The organism is Lactobacillus sp. ESL0679, from assembly GCF_029433515.1.
In the GTDB taxonomy this organism is placed as follows: Bacteria; Bacillota; Bacilli; order Lactobacillales; family Lactobacillaceae; genus Lactobacillus.
Genome location: NZ_JAQTIG010000001.1, coordinates 30161 through 55841, shown reverse-complemented (window position 1 = coordinate 55841; position 25681 = coordinate 30161). Strand labels below are relative to the sequence as shown.

Below are 25681 nucleotides of genomic sequence, written 5' to 3'. Positions count from 1 at the left end.
AGTCGTGAGATAGTCGTGGAGGAGGAATTTAATCTTGAAAACTAGGCGCTGCTCTTTTGGAATAGCTGTAATATTTTGTCTATTAATTTCCATAGTTATTCTTGTTAAGGCTACTAGTACAGGGTTAACTGATGAAAATAATCCACAACTATATAGTCATCATCAGGCTGCAACAGTTGGTCAAAGTGATGAGCAAATAACTGCTAAAAAACCGAAGACTAAAGCAAAGGCATATATTGTGCTTAATCGCAAAACCGGTGCGATTTTATTGCAAAAAAATGCCAATAAACAACAGTTAATCGCATCAACAGGAAAACTAATGACGATTTATTTAGCCAGACGTAAGTTGGCTAGCTACCCTCAAGATTGGAATCAGCGGCTGAGCTTTTCCAAGTCATTAATTAAAATGGGCGCTGACCCTGGTTTTAATGGCTTTCATGTCAAGAAAGGACGCAAATATACGGTCAAGCAGCTGCTTGAATCGGCGATTATTGACTCTGACGATAATTCAGCAATTCGCTTGGGGCAGTGGGTTGCTGGGTCAAACCGCAAATTTATCACGATGATGAACAAGCAGGCCAAGTTGTGGCAGATTAAGGCTCGCTTTGTCTCATCATCAGGGCTTGAAAATGATGACCTAGCTCGCTACGGTTATTACGTCAAGGGTGGCAAGACTTCGGGCAATTTGTTATCAGCTAAAAGTTTAGCAATTGTGGCTTACCACGTCGCTCATGATTATCCCAGTTTGATGAAGTATTTTGCTACTGGGTCGATGAAGGTTGCGGGTCAATGGCTGGTCAACGAGAACCGGATGTTGCCGGGGCACAAGTACTATCATAAATCTTTTAAGCTTGACGGAATGAAGACTGGCTGGACGCCACGTTCTGGCTACTGCTTTGTTGGCAGTTGTTGTAAAGGTGACGGCTTGATTACAGTCGTGCTAAATGATGAAAATGAATTTTCCGATACAGTTAAGTTAATGCGTTTTGCTTATCGGAATGTAAATAATTAGGAAAGAAAAATTCATGATTAAAAAAGTTTGGTTGCTAGGCGTCAGCTTGGTAATTGGCGGTCTTGCATTGAGTCGACCAGTACCAGTCACTGCTAGTGATGAGGTGCCACAAGCAGATATGCGCGAGTCGATTAGCTACACAAAATCATCTGAAGTTAAGCCATATCCCAAGCATTTAAGCGCCAAAAAGGACCGCATTATTGTGTCTCTTAAGAAACAGCGGGCATACTTGAAGCGAGGTAAAAAGACGCGCTATGAGTTTTATGTTTCTACTGGTGCGCATCACCAAACGCCGCGGGGCCATTACAAGATAAATACTTATCGTGCGCCGTGGTTTTATTCAGCTAGTGAAAGAATGGGCGCCAGATATGCGGTTGGCTGGCTGCAAGGCGGGTTGTACTTATTTCATGAGAACCCGCGCACTTTGCACCGCAAGACGATTAAGTCGGTTGCCAAAAGTCTAGGTAAAAAGCCAACGTCGCATGGCTGCATTCATTTAAGCACTAGTGACGCGCGGTGGTTTTATCACCATGCGCCAACGGGGATGCGCGTGATTATTAAGTAAATATTACTGCAAGGGATTGCCTAAATTACAAATTATAACTATGATATTTGTTATATTGTGTATTTAAAAAGGATGGAGAAAAATGAAAATTAATTATCGCAAAATTATGATTGCAACAGTTGCTCTTGGGTGTACTTGGGGAAGCTTGGCTCTGAGCAATGCTGCTGTGAATGCCGATACGGCAACCGCAAAAACCACATTGAACGTTCCAGCATTAACTAAGAAGGCTAAGCTCAAGAAAAATGCGCGCGTCTACAATAAAAAGGGTCATCGTGTTGGTAAAAAAGTTCTGAAAAAGGGCAAGAAAGTTACAATTTATGGCACGAAAAAGATCCGGGGGAAGAAGTATTATGCAATTGGTCACGGCAGATATGTCTTAATTAGTAAGGTTAAGTTGTTGAAAGCAAAGCCAGCAGCACCAGTTAATAATAATTCGACTAATTCAGGTTCAAGTACCTCATCAATTGAAAATTCTACTCCAACTAATATAACGAAGCCAGAACTTCCAAAGCCAGGTGAAACTAAGCCAGCTGGTGCAACAAAACCTGAACCAGCCAAGCCAAGTGAAACTAAACCAACTGATACAACAAAACCTGAACCAGTCAAGCCAGCAAAAAAGCCCAAGAAACATACAATTGATGATTTTTCAATTAGTGAATTCCGGGCAGAATTTTTAAAGGATCTGAATGCCGAACGTGCGAAGCGAAACCTATCACCAGTAACAGAAGATCCCCATTATGACGAAGTTGTACAGCAACGGTCTGCATTATTGCCAAGTAATTTTGACCATGTAGACGCAGCTGGTAACTTTATTTTGGAAAATTGCTTTGATAATGCAGGTATTAGCTATCATAGTATTGCCGAATGTATCGCAATGGACCCGTGGGGCTGGATTGTAAATCATAATAATAATGAGCTAGAACCATCACCAAATGGTGGTACGTCAGCAGAAATTGCCGATGTTGCAATCTATGAATACATTTATAATGATGCCGATTCTAACTGGGGTCACCGGGATATTTTGCTTAACGCAAATGACAAGACAATTGGTGTTGGTGCAGCAACTGAAGCCGATTATGTTTATTCATCTGTTGGGGTAACATATTAATTAAAATTACGACAGATTTAGTCTAGTAAATTAATACTATTAAGTTTGACCTAAGACTAGGACTAGTTTCCGATATTTAATCGGAAACTAGTCCTTTTTTACTTATTATTTGTATATAAAAGTAATAAGCATAAATGATTAATGATGTTCTTTTTTAGCTTAATTTATTCTAAAAATATAAGTCTATAATAAACTCAATGTATTGAAAGATATAAATTTGTTTGAAGGGAAACATAAAATGCTTATGCCATTAGAGTGGTGGACATGGTTTAAAAAAATATAAATATTTTTCTAAATTGGAAAGGGAGTGATTAATTATGAAGAAGACTGAAATGAAAAAAGTTTCGTTTAAGGTTATTAAAACAGAAGCGAAAGTTCCTGTAGTTAGACAGGCTATAAGCATACATATGCACCACCTAGAGTTCAATAAGGTATTGCAATATGATTCAATATGATTTGATTAAAAAGGGAGATAGGGTAACCAGATCTCTCTTTTTAATTGGGAGATTTATATAATGATTAATAAAGAAATAGTTGTTGTTCAAAAAGGAAAAAGACAATTGGTATGGAAAACGAAACCTTGCTATGAACAACTGCAAAAGAGATTTTTGAATACTTTAAAGTACATATCTTGCTTAATAATTTATTAAATAGAATTCTTCTTGAAAGTATTAGAGTGATTGATAATAAATCCCCGAATGAATTATTGAAAATAGCAAAAAAACTTGGACGCACCAATGATTCTTATTTAATTAATACATTAGGATATTTAGTTTATTTACCTGAAAAAGAAAATGCTTGCTTATATTGTATGTTAAAAAGACTATTTTTCTCGAAATTCAGAATATATAGTTATAGAGATTTATGGGATGCAAAACCTCTAAGTATTTATAAAAAATTTAATATCAAAAATGTATTGGACAAGCTGGAAACTAAAAAAGCCTCTAAATACATTTATATTATAAATAAAACAAATTTTTTGTTTGTAAAGAGTAATTTGATTTCATTTTCCGATTGTCCTATTTGTTATCCGAATCAGATACATAATACTAGTAATATAGCTTTAACTTCTAGGCCCTCTATAAAAAATGAAAATGGTACAAGATCTTTAGAATTGAATAGTTCATTGAACAAATTAAAAGAATTGGTTGGAGTGTTAAAACCGGTTATAAGTTTTGAATCAAAACAAAAAGTAGATTTTTTAAATTTGCCAGTCTATGAATCATGCATAAACATAGATCCTGTTGAAAATAGTTTGGAATATCGCTTTCATGGTGGCAAAGGACAAACTGATAAACAGGCTATATGTAGTGATATTGGAGAAGCAATAGAAAGATATAATGCTCAATATTTTAATAATGAAAAAAACAATAGTAAGTAGCTTTAATAAAATACAAAAGGGGAAAATACCGTGTCTAAGTCCTATGGATTTTTGTATGAATAAGAAGTCGTTTGCTTATTCTGAAGACATGGATATAGAAAAAATAAAATTAATTCCATGGGCAGCAAACAAACGTAATAAGTTCAATATGGAACTGTTACAACAACTTATTTTGAATGACACATTTAATATATCTGATTTTTATTATTTAATTGCGAGATTAGCTGAAGTAGTTGATAATAAGGCCTTTTTTCAAAATATTTAAGAAAAGAAAGTGCAATCAATGATCTCGAATTACTTTTGAAAGAATTGCAGAAAAAATGAAAAAATATGAAACAATCTACTATATAGTAAATTCTTTATATAATCTTGGAGTTGCGGTATGGAATGGTACAATTTACATTTTTATGCATTATGTTGGCTATTCATACGGTGAAATCAATCTATTTCTATCTATTTTTTGGTTGGTAACTTTTTTCTCTGAAATACCTTTTGGCTATATTGCAGATCATTTTGGCTATTTAAGAACTGTCCAAATTAGCGGAGCTATCAGAGCAGCTGGATTAATAATTTTAGCTTGTAGTTCCCAAAGTTTATTAACATTATTTGGAAGTGGTATTTTAACGGCATTAGGAGATTCATTAATGTCAGGTACTATGGATTCGTGGATTGCTAATAAAGCAAAAAAATATAAGCAAAAAAGTAATTTAGGTAAAATTTACTCTACATACAATTTTATTTATACGCCATTAAATATTTTAGCCGGTTTTATTGGTGCTAGTTATTTAGCGAACATAGATTTAAAGTTGCCTTTATTAGTTGGTGCTGTTTTTTTAACTGCTACTAGCCTATTGCTATTTCTTTTAATGAAATATGATAGTGTAAATGTAGTAACTCACAAAATAGAAAAAATTGATTTTATTAATGATATTAAAGTGACAGTAACGCAGGAGCTATCAACTTTTAAGTTAATGATTTTATTTTTGCCAATTGGTTTTATTACTTATGGACCTATTGATCAATGGCAACTTTACTTTCAACATGGTAAGCAGGTTAAAATTGGATCAATTTTAATAGCAATAAATTGTATTGGCATATTATCAGCATTACTATATCGAATATATAATAATAAAAAAGATAATCAATTGAGTTTGATTGTTATTAGTTCAATTTTATCTTGTTTTTCAATTCTAGCTACGGTTTTATTAAGCCATATCTGGCTTTTGTCTGTTATTCTATTTTTAATGCATACTTTATTTTGCCAAATAGGTCAAATGGCCCAGCAAACATTGTTGCAACAAAGTATTATGTCTGAATCAAGACGTGCAACAATTATTTCTGTTGGCAATGCCTTAGATGCTGTAATTTCTGTTATAATTTTGACAATTAATGGCTTTATTTCAGATCATATGGGTATAGGTTCCGCTTGGTTTATATTAGCTATTGTTGGAGGAGCATTACTAATTTTAACTTATACTGTTTATTTAAAAAGTGATTTTAAAAGTTAGCTTTAAAGTTTTCAATCTCACAATTCAGGCTATAACTAAGTTCGTCTTCTCCGATTTCTTTTAATAAATGTTTATAGTGTAGCGCACTAATTTTATCTCCCACGCAAATTGCATATCTGCCTTTTGCAAACAGTAATTTGTCATGCTGTGACGTTTCTTTACATAATTTGATTACATTATTGAGACTCTCTTTCGCAGCTATAAATTTTCTTTTTCTCATTTGCAAATAAGACTTGTTAATGAGAAAACTAGATTCCAGTCTTTTTAGAAAAGGATATTTTTCTTTAATTTCTTGAATTGCAATTTTGGTAATGTAATTCATCATCTCATCATTGAAGACAAAAAATATTGTATCTAAAACATATAAATCCAAAATTGACCAAGTTTCTATTTTAGATAAATAATTATTCCATATTGGTAAAATTATTTTTTTAGCTTTTTCAAGACCATTTGGGGTATTTAGAACTCTAAATGCAAGTAAGATATTATATATTAATTTTATATCTGGTTCATTTTTTATGGGCTCACATTGTTTAATTAAGATGTTAATTTTATCTTTTTGAAAATTAGAAGAAATATTTAGAAAATTATATATAATGCTGGATTTTAGCGATAGTGAGTAATTATTTGCTATATATTCAAATTCACTTAATGACATGCCAAAAGAATTACAAAAGAGTATAGCATCTTCATAAGCTAATTTTTGTTTAGAATTTTCTATTTTGGAAATAGCAGACCTGCTAATGCCATTGTTTGCTATGTCGCTTTGCCTAATTAAGCGAGAATTTCTAATTTTTTTAATAGTTTCACCTGTGTTTTTCATATGCTATATATTAACATAAAATTAAAGCTTGAATTAGTTTTTATTATTTAAAAAAGTAATTAATATAAAATGCTTCATAATTATTGACTTAACATCTAACAATTATGAAGCACTTTTTATAGTTTTAAGTAATATTTATTTTTGATAGCTAAAATATTGATAATGCTTGTTCTTTAAGGCTTTAGCCAATTCTGGTGTGCGGTATGCATGATGGTCGACCCAGATTTTAGCGCCGCTAGCACTAGTCAGCACGTCATTATCGTCAAAGGTGGCTACGTTATAGTATTCGCCGTCGCCCATTCCCTGATTCCAACCACGGATGTTAAGCCAAATGATACCATTCACGGTGAGCGTGTCGTCAGCGTATGTCCAGTGAGCCGTCTTTTTTAAGGTAGCTTTATCATTGGTATATGGGTCATGCTTGGTATAAGCGTGCAATTTGGTATAGCCGACCTTCTTTTTACCAACGTAAAACTTCGCGGTTTTTTTAGTGAAAACTTCCTTATCAAGCTTTTTCGTGTAAGTATCATAGTAATACCACGTGCCCCGCATATTTTTAGGATAAGATTTAATTTTCTTAGCTTTGACAGTGGTTGCTGCAGCAGGCTGTGGGGCAATTGCCGAGCTGGTGCCCAATGTAATCAAAGCCGTTACGATTAATAAAGTGTGTTTTAATTTCATTTTCTATCTCCAATATTCAGTTAACCCCATTATAAGCTCAACTTTTGTCACTGAAAAGAGATAAAATGGTAAAACACCTGTTTATCAGTTTTGTTAAACTTGAATAACAGGAACAAAAACATTATTGTTATCTGAGTATACGTTTGGCAATAAAAGTTTAAAAAGAATGGATTGGAATATTAACGAAGAACTGTGAAGAAGCAAAATATTTTTAAAATTGGCATAATTGGATTAGTGATGCTGTTTAATGCTGGCGTCTTGGGCTTTCAGCCAGTACAGCTAATTCAGGTGCAGGCGGCAACGTCTAAGAAGCAGGCACTGCGCAAGTTTGTTAGAAAAACAATGTCTAAGCACCATGTGCGCGGGTCAATTGTCGTGATTAAAGATGGCGTGCCCCAAAAGATTAGCTATGGCTATGCCTTGAGCAGTCGCAAAATTGGCAACGGCAACCGTAAAGTCGTGTATCCAACGGGTTCATTGCAAAAAGTGGTCACGGGTGCAATGATTGTGCAAATTATGGATGAGAAAAAGGAAACCAATCAGGAGTTTGACCAAAACACAAAAATTGACCGTTGGTTTCCTGATCTAAAGAATGCTCAGAAAATTTCGGTGGGCAATCTATTGACTCACACTTCGGGAATCAAACCGGCAAATACTGAAGTGTGGCGGCACCACAATTATTCCGAAAGTGCTGCAATTAAGATGACGATCGCAAACGCCAATCAATTTTCATTTGCGAAGGTTGGTAAATATCATTATAATAACGCGAATTATATCTTGCTGGCTGGAATTATCCGGCAGGAGACTGGGCAATCTTACCAAACAAATTTGCATAAGCGAATTGTTAAGCCGCTCGGCCTCACAAGTACATTTACGGCAGCATCTTTGCCTAAATCCAAGTTGATTGTGGGATCGTACTATTCTAATGGTGGTGCTAATTATCGCAGTCCTGTTTACTTGACGAAGGCATTCGCTTCACAAATGCTGGGTGCTGGCAATCTGTTAACGACGCCAATGGAATATTACCAAATTCAATGCGGTTTAACTGACGGCACGATTTTGACGCAGAAGCAGTTTCAATATTTAACTAATCTGGCCAGCAAGACAACGGCGTATTCCGGTGGCCTGCATATTAAAAAGTCTGGTAAGCTGAAGATTGCTTATGGTAATCTGCACGGCACACACTTTGGCATGTGGGTGCAATTAACTTCTGATAATCAAAATGGGATTGTCATGTTTTTGAACCAAACTAGCAATAGTGCAGCCAAAGAAAAGAAAGTTGGGTATACTATTTTGCAACATATTGCACCGGGGACATTTTTGCCAGAGTAACATTTTAACTATGGGTTTTATGGTAGTAAAATGATTAGTAAAGAGTTTAATTTAGAAATGAGCGAGTAATGGCTAACGAAAAAAATCAAATGTATTTTGCGGCTAATCCAACGGCCAAGCATGATGAGCATGTTGTTGACTATCATGTCGGCGGCGTGGATTTAAAGTTCAACACCGACGCCGGTGTTTTTTCAAAAATGCGGGTTGACTATGGGTCCGGTGTTTTAATTAAGGCAATGGCAGATGTGACCTTCCCAGCAAGCAATATTTTAGATGTTGGTGCAGGCTATGGTCCATTGGGCTTATTTGCGGCGAAATTTTGGCCAGAGCAAACCGTTGACCTAGTTGATGTTAACGAGCGTGGGTTAGAATTGGCCCGTAAAAATGCGGAGCTGAATCATATTAGCAATGTCACGATTTATCAGTCTGATATTTATCAAAATGTTCCTGACGAAAAGAAGTTCGGCCTTATTCTAACTAATCCGCCAATTCGTGCCGGTAAGAAGGTGGTTTCTGGCATTTTAGCTGGTGCTAAGGATCACTTGGTAGCTAATGGCGTCTTGCTGGTTGTTATTCAGAAGAAGCAGGGGGAGCCAAGTACCCGCAAGCTGCTCAATGCCACTTTTGGCAATTGCACCGTTGTAACGCGGGACAAGGGATACTATATTTTGCAGGCAGTGAACAGCTAATGGATTTTTCTAGTGAAGATAAGAAGAAGTATATGCAGCTGGCCTTTGACCAAGCGAAAAGGGCGCAAGCTTTAGGTGAAGTGCCGATTGGTGCAGTGGTAATTGATCCTGATGGTCAAGTGATTGGCGTTGGTTATAATCGGCGTGAACTTGACCAAGATGGCACGCAGCATGCTGAGATGATGGCGATTAGGCAGGCTTGTCAGAAGCTGAACAGCTGGCGGCTGATTGACTGCAGCCTGTTTGTGACCCTGGAGCCATGTTCAATGTGTGCCGGAGCAATCATCAACTCGCGCATTAAGAATGTGTTTTATGGTGCGCTTGATCCCAAGGCGGGTGCTGCAGGCAGTGTAGTTGATTTGTTTAGCGTAGAGAAGTTTAACCATCATCCGAATGTCGTGCGCGGCTTGTATCGCGAGGAGGCCAGCAGGATGCTGAAGGACTTTTTTCAAGAAATTCGGTGCCAGCAAAAATTAGCAAAAAATTCGGCAAAGTAGTGGAAAATTCACACTAAATACGGTATCATATCTATTGGGCAATGTTTGACTTCTGAAGCGTGTCAGGACCGGAAGGTAGCAGCACTAAGGTTGCTCAGGCATGTGCCTTTTATTAGATATCAATAAACTCTTAACTCTTTAAAAGAGTTAAGAGTTTTTTACTAGAGAAAGATGAACATGGCTTATCAAGCGTTATACCGCAAATGGCGGCCACGCACTTTTGATAGTGTTGTTGGCCAAGAAGATATTACGAATACTTTGAAAAATGCGATTAAGCGCGGTACGATTTCGCACGCTTTTTTGTTTGCCGGTCCCCGGGGAACTGGTAAAACTTCGTGTGCCAAAATTTTTGCCAAAGCTCTGAACTGTACTAATCTGCAAGACGGCGAGCCCTGCAATGAATGTGCTAATTGTTTAGCTGCCGATAAGGGTGCAATGCCCGACATTATGGAGATTGATGCCGCTTCGAATAACGGTGTCGATGAGATTCGTGAAATTCGCGATAAGGTTAAATATGCACCAACTCAAGGCAAGTACAAGGTCTACATTATCGACGAGGTTCATATGTTGTCGATGGGAGCGTTTAATGCTTTGCTTAAGACCTTGGAGGAACCGCCGGAGCATGTTGTCTTCATTTTAGCGACAACCGAATTGCAGAAGGTACCAGCCACAATTATTTCGCGGACGCAACGCTATAATTTTAAGCGAATTGCTCAAGCTGATCTTGAGCAGCGGATGAAGTATATTTTGGACCAAGAGCAGATTAAGTATGAGGACAAGGCATTAGCTGTCATTGCGCAGGTCGCTGACGGCGGGATGCGGGATGCGTTGAGCATTTTGGACCAACTGCTTAGCTATGAAAAAGATACCGTTAATTACGATGATGCACTGCAGATTACCGGTTTTGCTGCTAAAGAAAAAATCGAAGAGATTTTGCTAGCATTATTAGAAAAAGATGCGGCTAAGGCGCTGACTTTGGCTCAAGCAGAATTACAAAGTGGTGCCACTTCCAAAAACATTTTGGACGAACTGATTGATATGGCAACTAATGCCTTGCTAGTAGTCAAGGCTGATGGACAAAACAAGAGTAACTTTTTAAGTGCTGATTTTGCGCAAAAGATTGCGGCCATTCCTGCGCAGCGTTATTTTCAATTGATTGCGGCGGCGAATGATGCATTAAATGATTTGCGTTATACCAACCAGCAGCAGATTCCTTTGGAAGTGTTTTTGGTTGCAAGTACTAACGAGCAGCAGGCAAGTGCTGCTTTGCCGACTGCTTCAAGTCCTGCTGTAACTACTGGTAAGGATGCTGATTTACAGGCTGAAATTACTGCTTTAAAAAAGCAAGTGGTGGATTTAACCGAAAAATTTTCTAAATTATCTAATCAGCCGCGCAGCAACAATCGTGATCAGTTTTACCATATTGACTCGGCATCAGCACCCGTCAAGAAAGCAGCACAGGCTAATTCGACAGTTGACAAGCCTAAGAAAAAGCCACGCGTGCGGAATACTGAACGTGCTAATGAGCAAAATCGTAAGCAAGTGTATCATGTGCTAGAAAATGCCACTAAGCAGGACTTAATTGCGTTGAGAGATATTTGGCCGGACTTACAATCAGTCTTGTCAGTCTCTCAAAGGGCGTTACTTGATGTTTTGCAGCCAGTCGCAGCTAGTCCCGACCAAGTGGTGATGAAGTGCAAGTATACTTTGTGGTTTGAAAATGCGAGCGCGGATGATGACTTTTTGACCAAGTTAACCAGTGAAATTGCGAAGTTCACCAAGCATGACTATGAGATTGTCTTGGTACCAGATGAGGATTGGCTCAAGGTGCGCAAGGACTTTTTACAAACGCATGGTAAAGAGTTACTGGCTAAGAAAAAAGAGGGCGCGAGCCACGAGCCAGCTGACGGAAATGAAACTGCAAATGATGAAGTTGTTCAGAAGGCCAAAGACCTGTTTGGCGATGCAGTTAATATTAAAGATTAAATTAAGGAGAATAAGATGAGTAAGAGACCTAACTTTGGTGCAATGGGCGGCATGGGTGGAATGAACATGCAGCAAATGATGAAGCAAGCCAAGAAAATGCAAGAGCAGATGATGCAGGAACAACAAACAATTACTGCTCAAGAATTTGTGGGTAAGTCTGCCGATGACTTGGTTGTTGCAACTTTTAGCGGTGATCGCAAGTTAAAAGAAATTACAATTAATAAGGAAGCAATTGATCCTGATGATCCAGATATGTTGCAGGATTTAGTCATTGATGCTGTTAATAAGGGCTTGTCAGCAATTGACCAAGCCACCCAAGCGAGTTTAGGTAAGTACACGAAGGGCATGATTTAATTGCAATATCCAACACCGATTGCGCATTTGATTGATTCATATATGAAATTACCGGGTATTGGTGAAAAAACAGCAACTCGGTTGGCTTTTTATACTTTAGATATGCCAGATGATGATGTTTATGATTTTGGTGCAGCCCTGAAAGACGTCAAGGAAAAATTACGGCGTTGTTCAATCTGCGGCAATATTACTGAGCAAGATCCGTGCTCAATCTGTTCTAATTCCGAGCGTGACCAGTCAACAATTATGGTTGTTGAGCAGCCTAAAGATGTGATGGCTTTTGAAGAAATGGGCGAGTATAATGGCCTTTATCACGTGCTGCATGGTGTCTTGTCGCCAATGGATGGAATTGGCCCAGAAGAAGTTAATATTAAGTCGCTAATTGTCCGCTTGCAAAAGCAGGATAGTGTTAAAGAAGTAATTTTAGCATTAAACTCAACTCCAGAAGGTGAGTCAACGGCGATGTACATTAGCAAGTTGATTAAACCAGCGGGGATTAAGGTAACACGGCTAGCAGCTGGATTGGCAGTCGGCAGCGACATTGAGTACGCTAATTCAATTACCTTAAAACGAGCAGTCCAAGGGAGAACATCAATCTAATGGCACGAACTAAAGTTAAACAAATGGGCGACGATAAGTTAGTTGACGTGATTGAAAAGTTGCAGGATGAAATGGCCGTGCAGAAAAGCTTGGATCCGACAACGCTTGATATGTCGGACGACAATATTATTGCTAACAAAATTTTGCAGGCTAAGTATTCCTTTTTGTATAATGAGGCACGCCACAGACATACAAGATTTAGTGGTTACACGAATGCCATTTCTGAATAAAAAGTCTACCAGTGTAGGCTTTTTTATTTTTGTGAAAATTAAAAGTACGTTGGGGTGTTAATATAGGAAGAACTTCTGTAAAATAGAGACATGGAGAGTTTTATGAAAAGTTTTTTTATTAGTTTTGAGGGGCCAGATGGGTCCGGAAAAAGTACCGTTTTAGAACAAGTTGTTGGGCAAATCGTTCCTAAGCTAGCGGCACAATATCTTGTGACTCGTGAACCCGGTGGATCGAAAATAGCGGAACAAATTCGCCAGTTTATTTTGGATCCGGCCAATACCGCGATGAGCGCCAAGACTGAAGCCTTACTTTATGCAGCTTCACGAAGTCAACATATGGCAGAAACAATTATCCCTGCGTTAAAAAGGGGCGAGGTTGTCTTTTCTGATCGTTTTGTTGATAGTTCATTAGCTTATCAAGGTGTCGGACGAGATTTGGGAATTGCAGCTGTTAAGGCAATTAATGATTTTGCAACGAGCGGCATTGAACCCGACCTGACAATTTTCTTAGATGTGAAGCCTGAGGTGGGCTTAGCGCGAATTGCCAAAGACCACGGCGGACAAGAAGACCGCTTGGAACAAGAAAAACTAACTTTTCACCAAAAAGTTTATCAGGGTTATCAGTGGGTTAATGAGCAGTATTCTGACCGAATTACGGTTGTTAATGCTGATAGACCTCTTAGTCAAGTAGTATCAGATTGTGTTAAAATTATTGCAAACCGTTTACCAAAAGAATTGCTAAAGGACTGATTTTGATGAAGTTAATAATCGCAATTGTGCAAAAAGAAGATGCTAATCGACTGCAGCACACTTTTGTTAAAGAAAATATCCGTGCGACTAAATTAGCTACAACTGGTGGCTTTTTAAGCCAAGGAAATACCACGTTCCTTATTGGGATTGATGATGACCATGTAAAAGAAGTTTTGCAGATCATTAAAGAAGAATCCAAGGCACGCGAGGAATATATGAACTCCAATATGGTAGTGACTGGCTTTGACATGAACAGCCAGCCAATTAAGATTACTGTTGGCGGCGCAACCTGTTTCGTTTTGCCAGTAGAAGCGTTTAAGCAGTTTTAATGGTTATTGATCTTACCCAGAAGGGTGCTAGCGAGGCAGCCTTTTTAAGACGCGCCTTTGAGCAGAAGCAGTTAGCGCATAGTTATTTGTTTGTTGACCGTGATGAAGATGAGGCCGTAAATACGGCATATTGGCTTGCTTGCTTGTTTAATTGTACTGGCCAAAGTGAACAGCGACCTGATGGAACTTGCCAAAATTGCCGGCAGATTATTTCGGGGAACCATCCTGATGTCTTGCTGGTAACAACGGCTGGTAAGCAAAGTTTAGGCATTGACCAAATCCGGCCATTAAAGGAAGAATTAGCCAAAAGTCCGGTTCAGAGTAGTCGCCGCTTTTTCATTATTAATGAAGCGCAAAAATTAACGCTGCCAGCGGCCAATGCTTTGCTTAATCTGTTGGAAGAACCAATTGCTCCCGTTGTGACGATTTTGGTTACCAATAATGTGGACCAGATTTTGCCAACGGTGCGTTCCAGAACGCAAATTATTAATTTTGTGTCTGACGAACAAGCTGATGGTAAAACCGCATTTTTAGTTCAGAATGGCTTTACTAAAGACCAAATTCTTGAGCTTGGCGATACGCGCAAGTTGGACCAAGCAATTAAATATTTTTATCAGGAAATGCTAGAATACGATCTCTTATCAATCATTAGTGCGCACCAATTGGCAGACTTGGCTAAAAGTAAAATTGCTCAGGATTATGTCTGGCTAATGTTGAAGCAGATGGCGCAGACAGAGTTAAATAGTAAAGATCAGCAGGCAGGGGCAGCAATGCTCAAAAATTTATTAGAAATTGACAAAATGCGTTATAGTAATGTTAATTTTCGCAACTTATTGGATTATCTGGCTTTGCAGTGGAAACGGTAGGTGGTTTGATGGTGGATTCTTATTCAAAGTTACAACAGCTTCACGATTCGATGATGAATATGACCAAGACAATCGAGAGCCTGGAAAATGATATTTTAGATACACTCAAGGAAAATACCGAGTTAAAGGTTGAAAATCAGCTTTTACGCGAGAAAATGGACAAAATGACAAACGCGAATGCGCATAATGGCACCATTAAGACGCAAAGCGGCTTGGAATCTTTACGGCAGATTTATAACTCGGGTTATCATATTTGCAACATGTATTACGGCTCACATCGCGATCCGAGCTCTGACTGCATGTTTTGTTTAGATATTCTTGATAATTTTGGCGAAAAGAAGAAAAAGAAAGTACGTTAAAGGACGGATATAATGCAGCGGCAAAGTAGTTATGCAGATGATAAAGGTAAGCTTTACTTGGTACCAACACCGATTGGTAACCTGGAAGATATTACAATTCGGGCTAAAAAAGTATTAACAGATGCGGACTATATTGCGGCAGAAGATACGAGGACTAGTGGCATTTTATTAGAAAAAATTGGTGTGCACAATCACATGTTGTCCTTTCATAAATATAATTCCAAGCAGCGCGCCCCTGAATTAGTTCAATTAATGCAAAATGGGGCGGTAATTGCGGAAATTAGTGATGCGGGGATGCCCGTCATTTCTGATCCCGGCTACATTTTGGTCCAAGAATGTATCAAAAATAATATTCCGGTCGTCCCGTTGCCAGGACCATCGGCGTTTACAACAGCGCTAATTGCATCTGGGTTTGATGCCCAACCATTCACCTATTACGGCTTTTTGCCACGCAAGGCTGGAGAACAAAAACCATATTTTGAGGAAATGGCTGCAGCCCATGCGACTTCAATTTTTTATGAAGCACCACATCGGCTTGTTAAAACGTTGAAAAACATGGCGACGGTGTTTGCACCCGATAGGCAGATTGTGGCTGCCCGTGAATTAACCAAAATTCACGAAGAATTTGTTCGGGGGACGGTTGCTGAACTAAATGAGTACTTTGCTGAAAATGCACCTCGGGGCGAATTTGTCATGCTGGTATCACCAAGTACAGCTAAAACTAAAAAACTGACGTGGCCAGAGTTAATTAAGCTGGTCGATGAGCAAGTGATGCAGGGTGAAAGCAAAAAGTCTGCCATTAAAAAAGTGGCTCAGCTGAATAATGTTTCGAAAAATGAACTTTATGATCAATATCACCAAAATAGAGGCAATTAATGAAATATAGTGAACAAAAACGAATTGAATTTTATGAATGTGATGAAAATAAGCATTTAAAGCTGCAAGCAATGGTTGACTTGATGATGAGTGTTTCCGAGCACCAGCTGAGTAGTGGCGAGGCAAGCACCAATTCTCTGACTGAACGTGGTTTAGGCTGGGTTGTTACCCAATACCATATTGATGTTCAATTTTTGCCGCAACCTAATGATAAGATTACGGTAACTACTGATGCTGTTGGTTATAATCGCTTTTTGGAGTATCGGGACTTTAATTTTGTTGATGAGCAAGGTAATGTGCTCATTACCGTCAAGAGTGAGTGGGTCTTGTTTGACTTGAAAAAGCGCAAAATGGTGTCAACGGATGAACAAATGATGGTCGATTTGGGTATTCCGTTATTGAAGAAGCTGCCTCGCTTCCCGCGCTTGCGACCACAGATTGAATATCAAACTAAACGCCAGTACCGTGTTCGCTACGACGACTTAGATACCAACCACCACATGACCAATGGCCATTACTTTAGCTGGTTTATTGATACTTTAGATCGGGACTTTTTACAAAAACATCTCGTTCAGAGTATTGACATCAAGTTCAATCAGGAAGTAACGTACGGTCAGGAAGCATTTGCCTTAGTCAAGGTGGAGGACGATGGTCAAGATGTTAAGTCTTATCATGTAATCGAGGATGAGGAAAACAAACCTAGAGCCGTTTGTGAACTAACTTGGCGCAAAATATAATATAATTATTGAGCATGACTGGTCGTCATGCTTTTTTAATGAGGGGAAGTGTTGGCTATGATTTCAAAAAATGCCCTGAAACTAGAACTGCGTGATTTAATCTTGCTTGGTGTCGTAATTGCAATCAAAATAATTTTGCATCGCTTTAGTATTGGTACAGCAGTTGTTCACGTCAGTCTAGATTTTATCGGCAGCGTGATGCTCGGCTTTATTTTTGGCCCCATATGGGGAAGTGTTGGCGGCGCGATTGGTGATTTGGCTTCTTCTGCGATTTTTGGTAATCAAGGTGGCTTTTTCATTGGTTTTACAATCAGCGCAATGGTCGGGCCACTAATTTACGGACTACTTTTTTATCATCGACCAGTTAAAATTTGGCGGATTATTTTAGCCACTCTGCTAGTTACGATCATTGTTAATCTTGGCTTAAATACGCTGTGGGTACACATTTTGTATAGTCTAAACTTTAATGCGGCACTAGTTCAAAGGCTACCTAAAGAGTTAATCACTCCTTGGGTGCAAATGTTTGTTATCTACTTTGTTTTGCAGGCCCTTTCTCGTGTTAAAATAAAAAGGTAGATTTTTTAAAAAGGGAAAAGTAATTTGAAATGAAAATTTTAAGTGTATCAACGGCCACCAATCACTTGAGTGTAGCCTTAAATGACGGCCAATCAGTTATTATTGAAAAAAGTGAGCAGGATGAGCGCAATCATAGTGAGCATCTTGATCCGTTAATTAATGAAATTTTGCAAGAAAACAATTTGCAATTAAAAGATATTGATCGCTTTGCTGTTGCGATTGGACCGGGTTCTTATACGGGATTGCGGATTGGCATTACCACGGTTAAGATGTTTGCTAGCATTTTAAATAAAGATGTTGTTGGCATTTCGACTTTGCAGGCTTTAGCTGCCAGTGTTAATGATAAAGATACGTTGATTGTCGCAGGAATTGATGCCCGCAACGATAATTACTTTGCCGGTGGTTATGTTAATGAAGGCGGTCAACCAGTTAATGTACTGGCTGACGGTCACTATCATATTTCGGCTTTGCTTGAAGCAGTTAAGGATTATTTGGCTGTTAAGCCGCTTAATAAAATTATTTTTGTTGGGTCTGGCTTTACTAAGCAAGAAGAGTTAATTAAGGCACTGGGTGTACCATTTAGTTACGGTACTGATGACCAAAATGTCATTCACGCTGGCTTGATTGGTAAGTTAGCAGTAGCAGCAACACTAACAGATCCCGACCAATTACTGCCAAATTATTTGCGGCGGACGCAGGCAGAGGTCGATTGGCATAAGAAGACGGGCAAACCGTTTGAGCCAGACAGTAATTATGTGGAAGAAGTTTAAGCAGCATAATTATTTTTCTCATTTTAAAAAACAGCCACTTAAGGTAGAATTTCAGCCATTTGTGTTTGTCGTTGCTGGTCAGACTGTTCAAGTTATGCGAGCAAAGCCTGATGATATTTCTAATATGCTGCTGCTTGAAACTCAGGCTTATGATGGGGAAACGCCGTGGAATGCGGAGGTGTTTCAATCAGAATTGGCCAAGCCCAACCTGCTATATTTAGTCGTTTATCAATCTTCAACCTTGATCGCTTATGCCGGTGTGCGCATTAACAAGCTTGAAGGACACATAACTAACTTGGCGGTTGCGCCTAATTGGCAGGGTCAGGGCTTAGGCACACGTTTAATGCAGATAATGATTGAATTGGCACAAAAGTGGGGCTGCGAATATGTCAGTCTCGAAGTTCGGGTAGATAACTTGGTAGCGCAAAAGCTGTACTGCCAGTTAGGCTTCAGTACAACTTTTGTACGACCAAATTATTATCAAGAAACGCAGACAGATGGCTTAAATATGGTGCTGAAATTAACACAAAAACAAGATAAGAAAGGGATTAAGTTTTGAGCAAACAAAAAGATATTCGAATTTTAGCTTATGAGAGTTCCTGTGATGAAACTTCGACGGCGGTTATCAAAAACGGTCGTAAAATTGAGAGTTTGATTGTGGCAACGCAAATTAAGAGTCATCAACGTTTCGGTGGGGTAGTTCCCGAGGTTGCCAGTCGCCATCATATTGAGGTGATTAGCCAAATTACCAAAGAGGCATTGGCGCAGGCGAATGCAAGTTGGAATGATATTGATGCCATTGCTGTAACTTATGGTCCCGGACTTGTTGGCGCACTCTTAATCGGTGTTAGTGCGGCTAAGGCAGCATCAATGGCGACGGGAATTCCCTTAATCGGTGTTGATCATATCATGGGTCATATTATGGCAGCTCAATTAACGGATGAGATTGAATATCCTGCTCTTGCCTTGCAAGTTTCTGGTGGGCATACCGAAATTGTTTTATTGAAGGATCCAACTCATTTTGAAATTGTGGGTGATACTCGTGATGATGCTGCAGGAGAAGCCTATGACAAGATTGGTCGGGTTCTCGGCGTGCAATATCCGGCTGGTAAAACCATTGATGATTGGGCACATCAGGGTCAGGACACATTCAATTTCCCACGGGCAATGATGGAAGATACCGATTATGACTTTTCATTTTCTGGCCTAAAGAGTGCCTTTATTAATACCTGTCATCATGCTGACCAGATTCACCAAGAATTGAACAAGTATGATTTAGCGGCCAGCTTCCAAGCTGCTGTTGTTGATGTGTTGGCACACAAAACTATTAGGGCAATTAAAGAGTATCAACCAAAGACCTTTATTATGGGCGGCGGGGTTGCTGCCAATCACGGATTACGTGATCGCATGAGTCAAGAGATTGCAGTATTGTCAGAAAATATGCGGCCTAAGGTAATTTTACCTGACCTGAAGTTATGCGGCGATAATGCGGCAATGATTGGTGCAGCAGCTTATAATTTGTATAACGAAGGCAAGTTTGCTGATATGACACTCAATGCTGATCCGTCGCTAGAATTACCGTATGCAAAGAGTATGCTAGAATGATATAGTCAAAAAAGACAAGGAAGTAATTATGAAGTGTAACAGAAAAGTTAGACATTTTTAAATTTATATCGTTGTTAATATACGATTCCGGTATTATGATCTGAACCCTAAAATTAGGCAATGTCATTAAGTTAAGCCAAAAAGCTCAGTTAGTTAACTATAACTGGGCTTTTTGCTTGCATCAGTTTTACTATTTAAGTAATCATAATTCTAATAATTTATCAAAATAAGTTGGGCTTATTTTGATAAATTATTAGAATTAATAAAAGGGATGGCTATCAACTGAACTTTAACCAGCATCATCTAAAAAAGAACTACAACCTAAAAAATTGTAGTTCTTAAATAAAGAGTATTGCTTAACTTAATGACATTGCTGAAATCAGATTGTCCTAATTTCGAGGTTTAAATTATAATTAATTTTCCATTATTCAAAATTATCTAATTCGGTTAATGCTTGCTCCCAATTTTCATTAGCCTTGTCTAATTCGGACTGAGTAGCAGTGAGGTCCTCTTGCAGGGGGCCTAATTTACCAAAGTCAGAAGCAATATCGGGATTGACCATTTGCGTTTGGATTTCTTGCGCTTTTTGTTCTAATTTTTCAATTTTGGTTTCAATATCTTCTACCTGCCGTTGCAACTTGCGCTTTTGTGAGTCGTGCTGCTTTTGTTCTTGGTATGACAATTTAGTAGAATTGGCAGCAGTTGCTTCTGGCGCAGTATCCTGATCCTGACTAGCGGCAGTTACTGCACTAGCTGATGCTGCGGTTTGTTTAGCCTTTTCGTCTAAGTAGTAGGAATAGTCACCCTCGTAAATTTGGGCATAACCATCTTGAACGGCAACAATCTTATTAGCTAACTGATTGATAAAGTACCGGTCATGGGAGACGAAGAGCAGGGTGCCGTCAAACTTTTGCAAAGCTTGCTCCAGCACCTCTTTGGCTTCAATATCCAAGTGGTTGGTTGGCTCGTCCATCAGTAAGAAGTTGTTATGCTCAAGTGATAAAACGGTTAGGGTCAGACGCGCCTTTTGACCGCCGGACAATTGACCAACAGTCTTGTCAATATCTTTGGCAGTGAATAGAAAACTGGCCAAGATTGACCGCACATCACGCTCGGGCATTGTTTTATGACGATCCCAAATTGTATCAAGCACGGTTTTGCCTGGGTCAAGTTGTTGCAATTCCTGATCATAGTAGCCAATATCAAGAGACGCGCCGTACTTGATTGAACCATTCTTGGGAGTTAAATCCTTCATGATTGTCTTCAAGAGAGTGGATTTACCAATCCCGTTAGGTCCAATAACTGCAACTCGGTCCCCCTTATTAACTTGAAAAGAAATGTCCTGCACCATTGTTTTGGTTGGATAACCAATTGACAAGTGACTGAGAATCAGCACTTCTTTACCAGATGGTCGCTCACTCTTGAAGGTGATGCGCACCTTGTTTTTATGTTTAGGTGGCTTAATTCGCTCAATTTTTTCGAGTTGCTTGCGCCGGCTCTGTGCTCGCTTAGTAGTAGTGGCCCGAACGATGTTCTTTTGGATAAATTCCTCGTCTTTTTTGATTTTATCCTGCTGCTTTTCATAAGCTTCTTCTTGCTGGCGGTCGCGCAGTTCTCGTTGGGCAACATAATCGGAGTAGTTACCTTTGAATGCAGTCAGTTTACCAAATTGTAATTCAAAAATTTGGTTGGCAAGATGATCCAAAAAGTACTGGTCGTGGGAAACAACCAAAATAGCGCCAGCATAACCTTTAAGAAAGTTTTCGAGCCAGTCCAATGTGTCTAAGTCGAGGTAGTTGGTCGGCTCATCGAGCAGTAGTAGTGGCGGCTTTTGTAGTAGTAATTTAACAAAGGCCAAGCGCGTTTTTTCACCACCAGAAAGACTGCCAATTACCTTGGACCACGTATCTTCGGGGAATTTAAAACCATTTAAGATGCTCTTAATATCTGATTGATATGTGTAGCCGCCTTGCTGCTCAAAGTTAAATTGCATTTGATCGTATTGCTTGAGCAAGGTTTCATCTTCGGGATGGTTAGCAATTTTTTCCTGCATTGTCTGGATGGTTTCACTCATTTTAATTAATGAAGCAAAGACTCCAAGCATTTCGTTCCAAATAGTTTTGGTTTCATCAAGGCTGTTTTCCTGAGCGATGTAGCCGACAGCGATCCCCTTGTTAATTGTAAATTCGCCATGAGTTGCGTCTTCTTCGTCTGTCATAATTTTAAGCAGTGTCGTCTTGCCGACCCCATTAGGACCAACGAGACCGATACGTGCGTTTGCGTCAATTGAAAAGTTTACATTTTTAAATAAAGTATTGGCACCGAATTGTTTTTCTAAATCGTGCCCTTGTGCAATTATCATATTTTTCACCTAGAAACCATTTTAGCATAATAACTTTACTTGTTGGGGCTATATTATAGGAAAAAACAGGATAGCATTTTTGCTATCCTGTTTGTGAGTGTTACTTCTTTTGGTTTCTTTGTGCTAGTTTTTGGTTGATTCGCTTGACCGATAAGTGCTGGTACGTGAACAAAGTTAGCCAAATAAAGAGATAAAGTCCAATAACTGATATCCACTCAAAAGGCGAATGGCTAAAGGTCGCTAACCAACCGTTGTATGCCGTCATGGCAAGCACTAAGATTACTGTGCTACAGAAGTGAACTAATAAGGTTAAAATAGACATCCCATAAAAATCGAAGATTTCGGTCAAAGTCCCAATCAAAAAGCTCATCAGCCAAACACTAATAATATTTCGCGCTGTTGGGAGTGTTGGTTGCCATTTAAATAAAAGGAAGACTAGGTATGAAAATGAGCCAAAGCCGATACCAATAATTCCTTCTGTGATAATGTTGGCGAATGTTTTTTTCATGATATCCTCCTAGATGCCCAAGAAAGTCATTAAACTTTTGACATATTTACGACTAATGCTAGTTTTAATATCGTTTGTTAATTTTGCCGTTAAATTTCCAGAGAAGCTGTCCTCAAGCGTCAATAAATGGTCAACATTGATAATTGCATGCCTTGAAATTTGCAAAAAATGATCATGATTGAGCTTCTCGCCAAAGTGACTCAGAGTTTCTTTGGTCTGCAGAACACTGTTAGTTGTATAGATTAGCAGGGGGTTGTCGACAATATCCACCAAAATAATACTTTTGCTTTTAACCATGACAATTTGGTCAATTGCCTTGATTGGAATAATGTCTGTTTTATTGTTTTCTGCAAAGTGCTCAAGGTATTGCAAAATATCAAGTGTCTGCGCCTGCTTACTTGCTGCTTTTACAATCACCGTGGGATTCTCTGGACTAACGGATGAATCTTCTTGGAACTTAATTTGCACATTATGCCTCCCTAGGATTAAGTTTTTGTGTTAGATAATCAATTATAATAACTGCTAATAAAATTGTAAATGTGATTGATAGTGTTTCTGGCATTGTCAATAAATGGTTGTGCCATTCTAATTTGATGCCCATATCTTTGACAAAGCGCGTCCGTAAATTAGTGGGGACAGTATTACCGACGAACAAGCTGCGATAAAGTGAGGCGACATAAGTTGTCGGAGTTAACTTCATTACTAGTTGTGCAGCCTTGGGTGCGACTCCTAATGGAATGTACGATCCAACAAGGAAGCCGCTGGCTGTACCAATAATTAAATTAACTTGGGTAAGGGTGGCAAAGGTCTTAATGAAGTTGACTAACAAATCGTTGCAGACGGCACCTAGTAAGGAACTAACGAGAATGATTATCAAGATAATCGGCAAGTTAGACCAAGTGAATGAAAGATTGTCGGTTTTGATAAAGTAGGCCAGCATAAATATTAGCAAAATAATTTGTAATAAGCTGCCAACAATTACGCTACTAATCAGATAGCTTAACCTAATTTGCCACTTGCTGCGCTCGGTCAGGGAGAGGTCTTGCAAGATATTATTTTCACGATCCGAAACAACAGCCGATAGTCCAGTCAAAGTGGTAGTGATACTTGCCACGGCTAAAGTTCCGCCCATTTGCCAATTATCTAAAATCTGCTGGATATTGTTAATGGGTGGTAGTGAACCTTTTAGCGTTTGCTTTAAAAAAACGATATATAGGGCAAAGGTGATTAAGGCACCTAAAAGTGAAAAGAAGGCGCGAGCACGATTCCGGGAAAATAAGGTCAGATTTCTTTTGACTAGATAATACATTAGGCTACCTCCCAACCAGTGATGTTCATGAATGCCGTTGAAATATCTCCGGGAGAATATGAAAATTCTGCTAAATAGGGCTTAACTACTTCCAAAATTTGTAGTGCTTGCTTTGTTGTCGCTGGTTTAATTAAGAAATTGCACTTTTCTTGTTCAAAAGAAACTGTTAGTTGGGTCAGTAGGGTAATTAATTGCTCTGGTGACTTGGTTTGCAAATGAAGCTGATTTTCCGCATGTTGCTTAATAATCTCTTGGGTAGTACCAGCGGCAATGATTTGGCCATGCGCTAAAACGTAACAATAATCGGATTCGTTAGCTTCTTCAAGGTAATGGGTTGTCAGCAAGATTGTTAATTGTTGTTTCTTTTGCAATTTAAGGATTAATTTCCAAATTGCTGTGCGTGTTTGCACATCTAGTCCTGTTGTTGGTTCGTCTAAAAATAAAATATCCGGATTGTTTAATAATGCACGAGCAATATCAACGCGTCGTTTTTGACCTCCTGAAAGAGTCCCGTATCGCTGGTTAACAAAGTTGCGTAAACCTAGTTGACTTTCTAATTCGTTAATTCTACTTAAAAGACAGCTCTTGTATTGGTGTGCACGGACAACCAAGTTTTCATGAACTGTCAATTCGGGATCTAAAACACTATTTTGAAAGACAACTCCAATTTTGGTATTAGCCCCAGTGATAATCTCACCTGAAGTTGGCTGCTTTAGGCCAACAAGCATGTTAATTAGGGTGGACTTGCCAGCCCCATTGGTCCCAAGTAACGTGACGAAGCTGCCACGTCTTAGTTCAAGATTAACTTTATTAACCGCTAACTTGTTTTTGTACTTTTTTGATAAGTCTTTAGTTTTAAGTAACATGTTTTGCTCCTTTGTGTAAATTACTGGATTAGTTTATGAATTTACAATGTTTTTGTCAGTCAAAACTCTCTAAATGGTAAAATATGCGCGGCAAGAAGTTGATTCTACTGGTTAAGTGGTGGCAAAAATAGGCGTGAAAAGGCACTGCTTGCATAATACAAGTTTTTATTTATTGGTTATCGGACTTTCCTATGGTAGAATTTACAAGATTGTGAAAAAAATATTTGCATTAGACGTAATTTTACGGGTAGAATAGTACTGATTAGTGCTTAATTCACAAATAAAAAGTTGGAGGCTTTTTGAAAAATGGAAAAGATTAAAATTCCTACAGCGACAGCAAAGAGACTGCCGCTTTACTATCGATATCTAATTATTTTAAATGAGAGTGGCAAAGAAAAAGTTTCTTCAACCGAATTATCAGAAGCAGTTCAAGTTGATAGTGCTTCGATACGACGTGATTTTTCTTACTTTGGTGCGTTGGGCAAACGTGGCTATGGCTACGATGTTAAGAGCCTCTTATCATTTTTTAAGAAAATATTAAATCAGGATACGTTGACTAATGTTGCCTTAGTTGGTGTTGGTAATTTAGGGCATGCCTTGCTCAATTACAACTTTAAGCGCAGTAACAACATTCGTATTTCTTGTGCATTTGATATTAATGAAGCAATCACTGGTAAAATTTTGAGTGGTGTGCCAGTTTACAGTATGAAAGAATTGAAGCAGCAATTGAGCGATCAACAGATTTCGATTGCAATTTTGACGGTTCCAGCTGAAACTGCTCAAGCAACTACTGATGAAATGATTGAATCGGGGATTAGAGGAATAATGAACTTTACGCCAATTAGACTTTCAGCTCCGACTGGTGTTCGGATTCAGAACGTTGATTTGGCAACAGAATTACAAACTTTGATTTACTTTTTAGACTCTGATAAAGATAGTAGTAAAAATATTTAAGTTAAAAAGTCATTTACATTCGTGTAGATGGCTTTTTAGTTTGTATAA

32 protein-coding genes and 1 other RNA gene are annotated in these 25681 nt (G+C 38.7%); 26 read left to right on the top strand and 7 right to left on the bottom strand.

Annotated features, from left to right (window positions below; translation table 11 throughout):
* Nucleotides 1-34 precede the first annotated feature (34 nt).
* From PT287_RS00310 to PT287_RS00280, 7 genes are all read left to right on the top strand, one after another.
* Entirely contained in the window at nt 35-1012 is a 978-nt protein-coding gene (locus tag PT287_RS00310) for a serine hydrolase (RefSeq protein ID WP_277131708.1), read from the top strand.
* A gap of 13 nt (nt 1013-1025) precedes the next feature.
* Entirely contained in the window at nt 1026-1577 is a 552-nt protein-coding gene (locus PT287_RS00305) for a L,D-transpeptidase (protein WP_277131706.1), read from the top strand.
* Between the two features lie 82 nt (nt 1578-1659).
* Nucleotides 1660-2685: an SLAP domain-containing protein gene (locus PT287_RS00300; protein WP_277131704.1), complete on the top strand. Its 1026-nt coding sequence runs from the start codon at nt 1660-1662 to the stop codon at nt 2683-2685.
* Nucleotides 2686-3002: 317 nt separating this feature from the next.
* On the top strand, nt 3003-3140 hold the full coding sequence (locus PT287_RS00295; protein ID WP_277131702.1) for a hypothetical protein: 138 nt from the start codon (nt 3003-3005) through the stop codon (nt 3138-3140).
* A gap of 221 nt (nt 3141-3361) precedes the next feature.
* The gene (locus PT287_RS00290) at nt 3362-4066 is read left to right on the top strand and encodes a hypothetical protein (RefSeq protein ID WP_277131700.1); all 705 of its coding nucleotides are present in this window, start codon (nt 3362-3364) and stop codon (nt 4064-4066) included.
* Nucleotides 4067-4121: 55 nt separating this feature from the next.
* Nucleotides 4122-4331, top strand: a complete 210-nt coding sequence (locus tag PT287_RS00285; RefSeq protein ID WP_277131698.1) for a hypothetical protein — start codon at nt 4122-4124, stop codon at nt 4329-4331.
* A 55-nt stretch (nt 4332-4386) separates the two neighbouring features.
* Entirely contained in the window at nt 4387-5574 is a 1188-nt protein-coding gene (locus PT287_RS00280; protein WP_277131696.1) for an MFS transporter, read from the top strand.
* On the opposite strand, the gene PT287_RS00275 is transcribed toward PT287_RS00280, so the two are convergent.
* Together PT287_RS00275 and PT287_RS00270 are read right to left on the bottom strand one after the other, a co-directional pair.
* Nucleotides 5564-6397 (bottom strand): helix-turn-helix transcriptional regulator, encoded by an 834-nt coding sequence (locus PT287_RS00275; RefSeq protein ID WP_277131694.1) that lies wholly within the window; start codon nt 6395-6397, stop codon nt 5564-5566. The genes PT287_RS00280 and PT287_RS00275 overlap by 11 nt on opposite strands.
* 135 nt (nt 6398-6532) lie before the next feature.
* A complete protein-coding gene (locus PT287_RS00270; RefSeq protein ID WP_277131692.1) occupies nt 6533-7078 on the bottom strand; it encodes a hypothetical protein in 546 nt (181 codons plus the stop codon).
* A gap of 192 nt (nt 7079-7270) precedes the next feature.
* Between PT287_RS00270 and PT287_RS00265 the strand changes: the two genes are divergently transcribed.
* The 18 genes from PT287_RS00265 (at nt 7271) to tsaD (ending at nt 19634) form a co-directional block, all read left to right on the top strand.
* A complete protein-coding gene (locus PT287_RS00265) occupies nt 7271-8410 on the top strand; it encodes a serine hydrolase domain-containing protein (RefSeq protein WP_277131690.1) in 1140 nt (379 codons plus the stop codon).
* A 68-nt stretch (nt 8411-8478) separates the two neighbouring features.
* Nucleotides 8479-9099, top strand: a complete 621-nt coding sequence (locus tag PT287_RS00260) for a class I SAM-dependent methyltransferase (RefSeq protein WP_277131689.1) — start codon at nt 8479-8481, stop codon at nt 9097-9099.
* Nucleotides 9099-9596, top strand: a complete 498-nt coding sequence (tadA, locus tag PT287_RS00255) for a tRNA adenosine(34) deaminase TadA (RefSeq protein ID WP_277131687.1) — start codon at nt 9099-9101, stop codon at nt 9594-9596. The genes PT287_RS00260 and tadA overlap by 1 nt, the downstream gene beginning before the upstream one ends.
* 25 nt (nt 9597-9621) lie before the next feature.
* Nucleotides 9622-9721, top strand: an RNA gene (gene ffs, locus PT287_RS00250) — signal recognition particle sRNA small type.
* A gap of 52 nt (nt 9722-9773) precedes the next feature.
* Complete coding sequence (gene dnaX / locus PT287_RS00245) at nt 9774-11582, top strand: DNA polymerase III subunit gamma/tau (protein WP_277131685.1); 1809 nt, start codon at nt 9774-9776, stop codon at nt 11580-11582.
* Between the two features lie 15 nt (nt 11583-11597).
* Nucleotides 11598-11936 (top strand): YbaB/EbfC family nucleoid-associated protein, encoded by a 339-nt coding sequence (locus PT287_RS00240; protein WP_277131683.1) that lies wholly within the window; start codon nt 11598-11600, stop codon nt 11934-11936.
* Nucleotides 11937-12536, top strand: coding sequence for a recombination mediator RecR (gene recR / locus PT287_RS00235; RefSeq protein ID WP_277131681.1), 600 nt, complete (start codon nt 11937-11939; stop codon nt 12534-12536).
* Nucleotides 12536-12766 carry a YaaL family protein gene (locus tag PT287_RS00230; RefSeq protein WP_277131679.1) on the top strand — a complete coding sequence of 77 codons (231 nt, stop codon included), beginning with the start codon at nt 12536-12538 and terminating at the stop codon, nt 12764-12766. The genes recR and PT287_RS00230 overlap by 1 nt, the downstream gene beginning before the upstream one ends.
* Before the next feature lie 102 nt (nt 12767-12868).
* Nucleotides 12869-13516, top strand: a complete 648-nt coding sequence (gene tmk, locus PT287_RS00225; protein WP_277131677.1) for a dTMP kinase — start codon at nt 12869-12871, stop codon at nt 13514-13516.
* A 5-nt stretch (nt 13517-13521) separates the two neighbouring features.
* A complete protein-coding gene (locus PT287_RS00220) occupies nt 13522-13845 on the top strand; it encodes a cyclic-di-AMP receptor (protein ID WP_277131676.1) in 324 nt (107 codons plus the stop codon).
* The gene (locus tag PT287_RS00215; protein WP_277131675.1) at nt 13845-14711 is read left to right on the top strand and encodes a DNA polymerase III subunit; all 867 of its coding nucleotides are present in this window, start codon (nt 13845-13847) and stop codon (nt 14709-14711) included. The genes PT287_RS00220 and PT287_RS00215 overlap by 1 nt, the downstream gene beginning before the upstream one ends.
* 11 nt (nt 14712-14722) lie before the next feature.
* Complete coding sequence (yabA, locus tag PT287_RS00210; RefSeq protein WP_277131673.1) at nt 14723-15070, top strand: DNA replication initiation control protein YabA; 348 nt, start codon at nt 14723-14725, stop codon at nt 15068-15070.
* Nucleotides 15071-15082: 12 nt separating this feature from the next.
* Nucleotides 15083-15946, top strand: coding sequence for a 16S rRNA (cytidine(1402)-2'-O)-methyltransferase (rsmI, locus tag PT287_RS00205; protein WP_277131671.1), 864 nt, complete (start codon nt 15083-15085; stop codon nt 15944-15946).
* Complete coding sequence (locus PT287_RS00200; protein WP_277131669.1) at nt 15946-16683, top strand: acyl-ACP thioesterase domain-containing protein; 738 nt, start codon at nt 15946-15948, stop codon at nt 16681-16683. Before rsmI ends, PT287_RS00200 begins: the two co-directional genes overlap by 1 nt.
* Nucleotides 16684-16740: 57 nt before the next feature.
* Entirely contained in the window at nt 16741-17259 is a 519-nt protein-coding gene (locus tag PT287_RS00195; RefSeq protein ID WP_277131668.1) for a folate family ECF transporter S component, read from the top strand.
* A 29-nt stretch (nt 17260-17288) separates the two neighbouring features.
* Nucleotides 17289-18029 carry a tRNA (adenosine(37)-N6)-threonylcarbamoyltransferase complex dimerization subunit type 1 TsaB gene (tsaB, locus tag PT287_RS00190; protein WP_277131667.1) on the top strand — a complete coding sequence of 247 codons (741 nt, stop codon included), beginning with the start codon at nt 17289-17291 and terminating at the stop codon, nt 18027-18029.
* Complete coding sequence (gene rimI, locus PT287_RS00185; RefSeq protein ID WP_348635262.1) at nt 17995-18588, top strand: ribosomal protein S18-alanine N-acetyltransferase; 594 nt, start codon at nt 17995-17997, stop codon at nt 18586-18588. Before tsaB ends, rimI begins: the two co-directional genes overlap by 35 nt.
* The gene (gene tsaD, locus PT287_RS00180) at nt 18585-19634 is read left to right on the top strand and encodes a tRNA (adenosine(37)-N6)-threonylcarbamoyltransferase complex transferase subunit TsaD (protein WP_277131665.1); all 1050 of its coding nucleotides are present in this window, start codon (nt 18585-18587) and stop codon (nt 19632-19634) included. Before rimI ends, tsaD begins: the two co-directional genes overlap by 4 nt.
* 424 nt (nt 19635-20058) lie before the next feature.
* On the opposite strand, the gene PT287_RS00175 is transcribed toward tsaD, so the two are convergent.
* From PT287_RS00175 to PT287_RS00155, 5 genes are all read right to left on the bottom strand, one after another.
* A complete protein-coding gene (locus PT287_RS00175) occupies nt 20059-21996 on the bottom strand; it encodes an ABC-F family ATP-binding cassette domain-containing protein (protein ID WP_277131663.1) in 1938 nt (645 codons plus the stop codon).
* Between the two features lie 100 nt (nt 21997-22096).
* On the bottom strand, nt 22097-22504 hold the full coding sequence (locus PT287_RS00170) for a DUF3021 family protein (RefSeq protein ID WP_277131662.1): 408 nt from the start codon (nt 22502-22504) through the stop codon (nt 22097-22099).
* 9 nt (nt 22505-22513) lie between these two features.
* Entirely contained in the window at nt 22514-22972 is a 459-nt protein-coding gene (locus PT287_RS10075) for a LytTR family DNA-binding domain-containing protein (protein ID WP_277131660.1), read from the bottom strand.
* Nucleotide 22973: 1 nt separating this feature from the next.
* Nucleotides 22974-23813 carry an ABC transporter permease gene (locus PT287_RS00160; protein WP_277131658.1) on the bottom strand — a complete coding sequence of 280 codons (840 nt, stop codon included), beginning with the start codon at nt 23811-23813 and terminating at the stop codon, nt 22974-22976.
* A complete protein-coding gene (locus PT287_RS00155; protein ID WP_277131656.1) occupies nt 23813-24679 on the bottom strand; it encodes an ABC transporter ATP-binding protein in 867 nt (288 codons plus the stop codon). The genes PT287_RS00160 and PT287_RS00155 overlap by 1 nt, the downstream gene beginning before the upstream one ends.
* Before the next feature lie 306 nt (nt 24680-24985).
* Here PT287_RS00155 and PT287_RS00150 point away from each other — a divergent pair, with 306 nt between their 5' ends.
* On the top strand, nt 24986-25633 hold the full coding sequence (locus PT287_RS00150) for a redox-sensing transcriptional repressor Rex (RefSeq protein ID WP_277131654.1): 648 nt from the start codon (nt 24986-24988) through the stop codon (nt 25631-25633).
* Nucleotides 25634-25681: the final 48 nt, after the last annotated feature.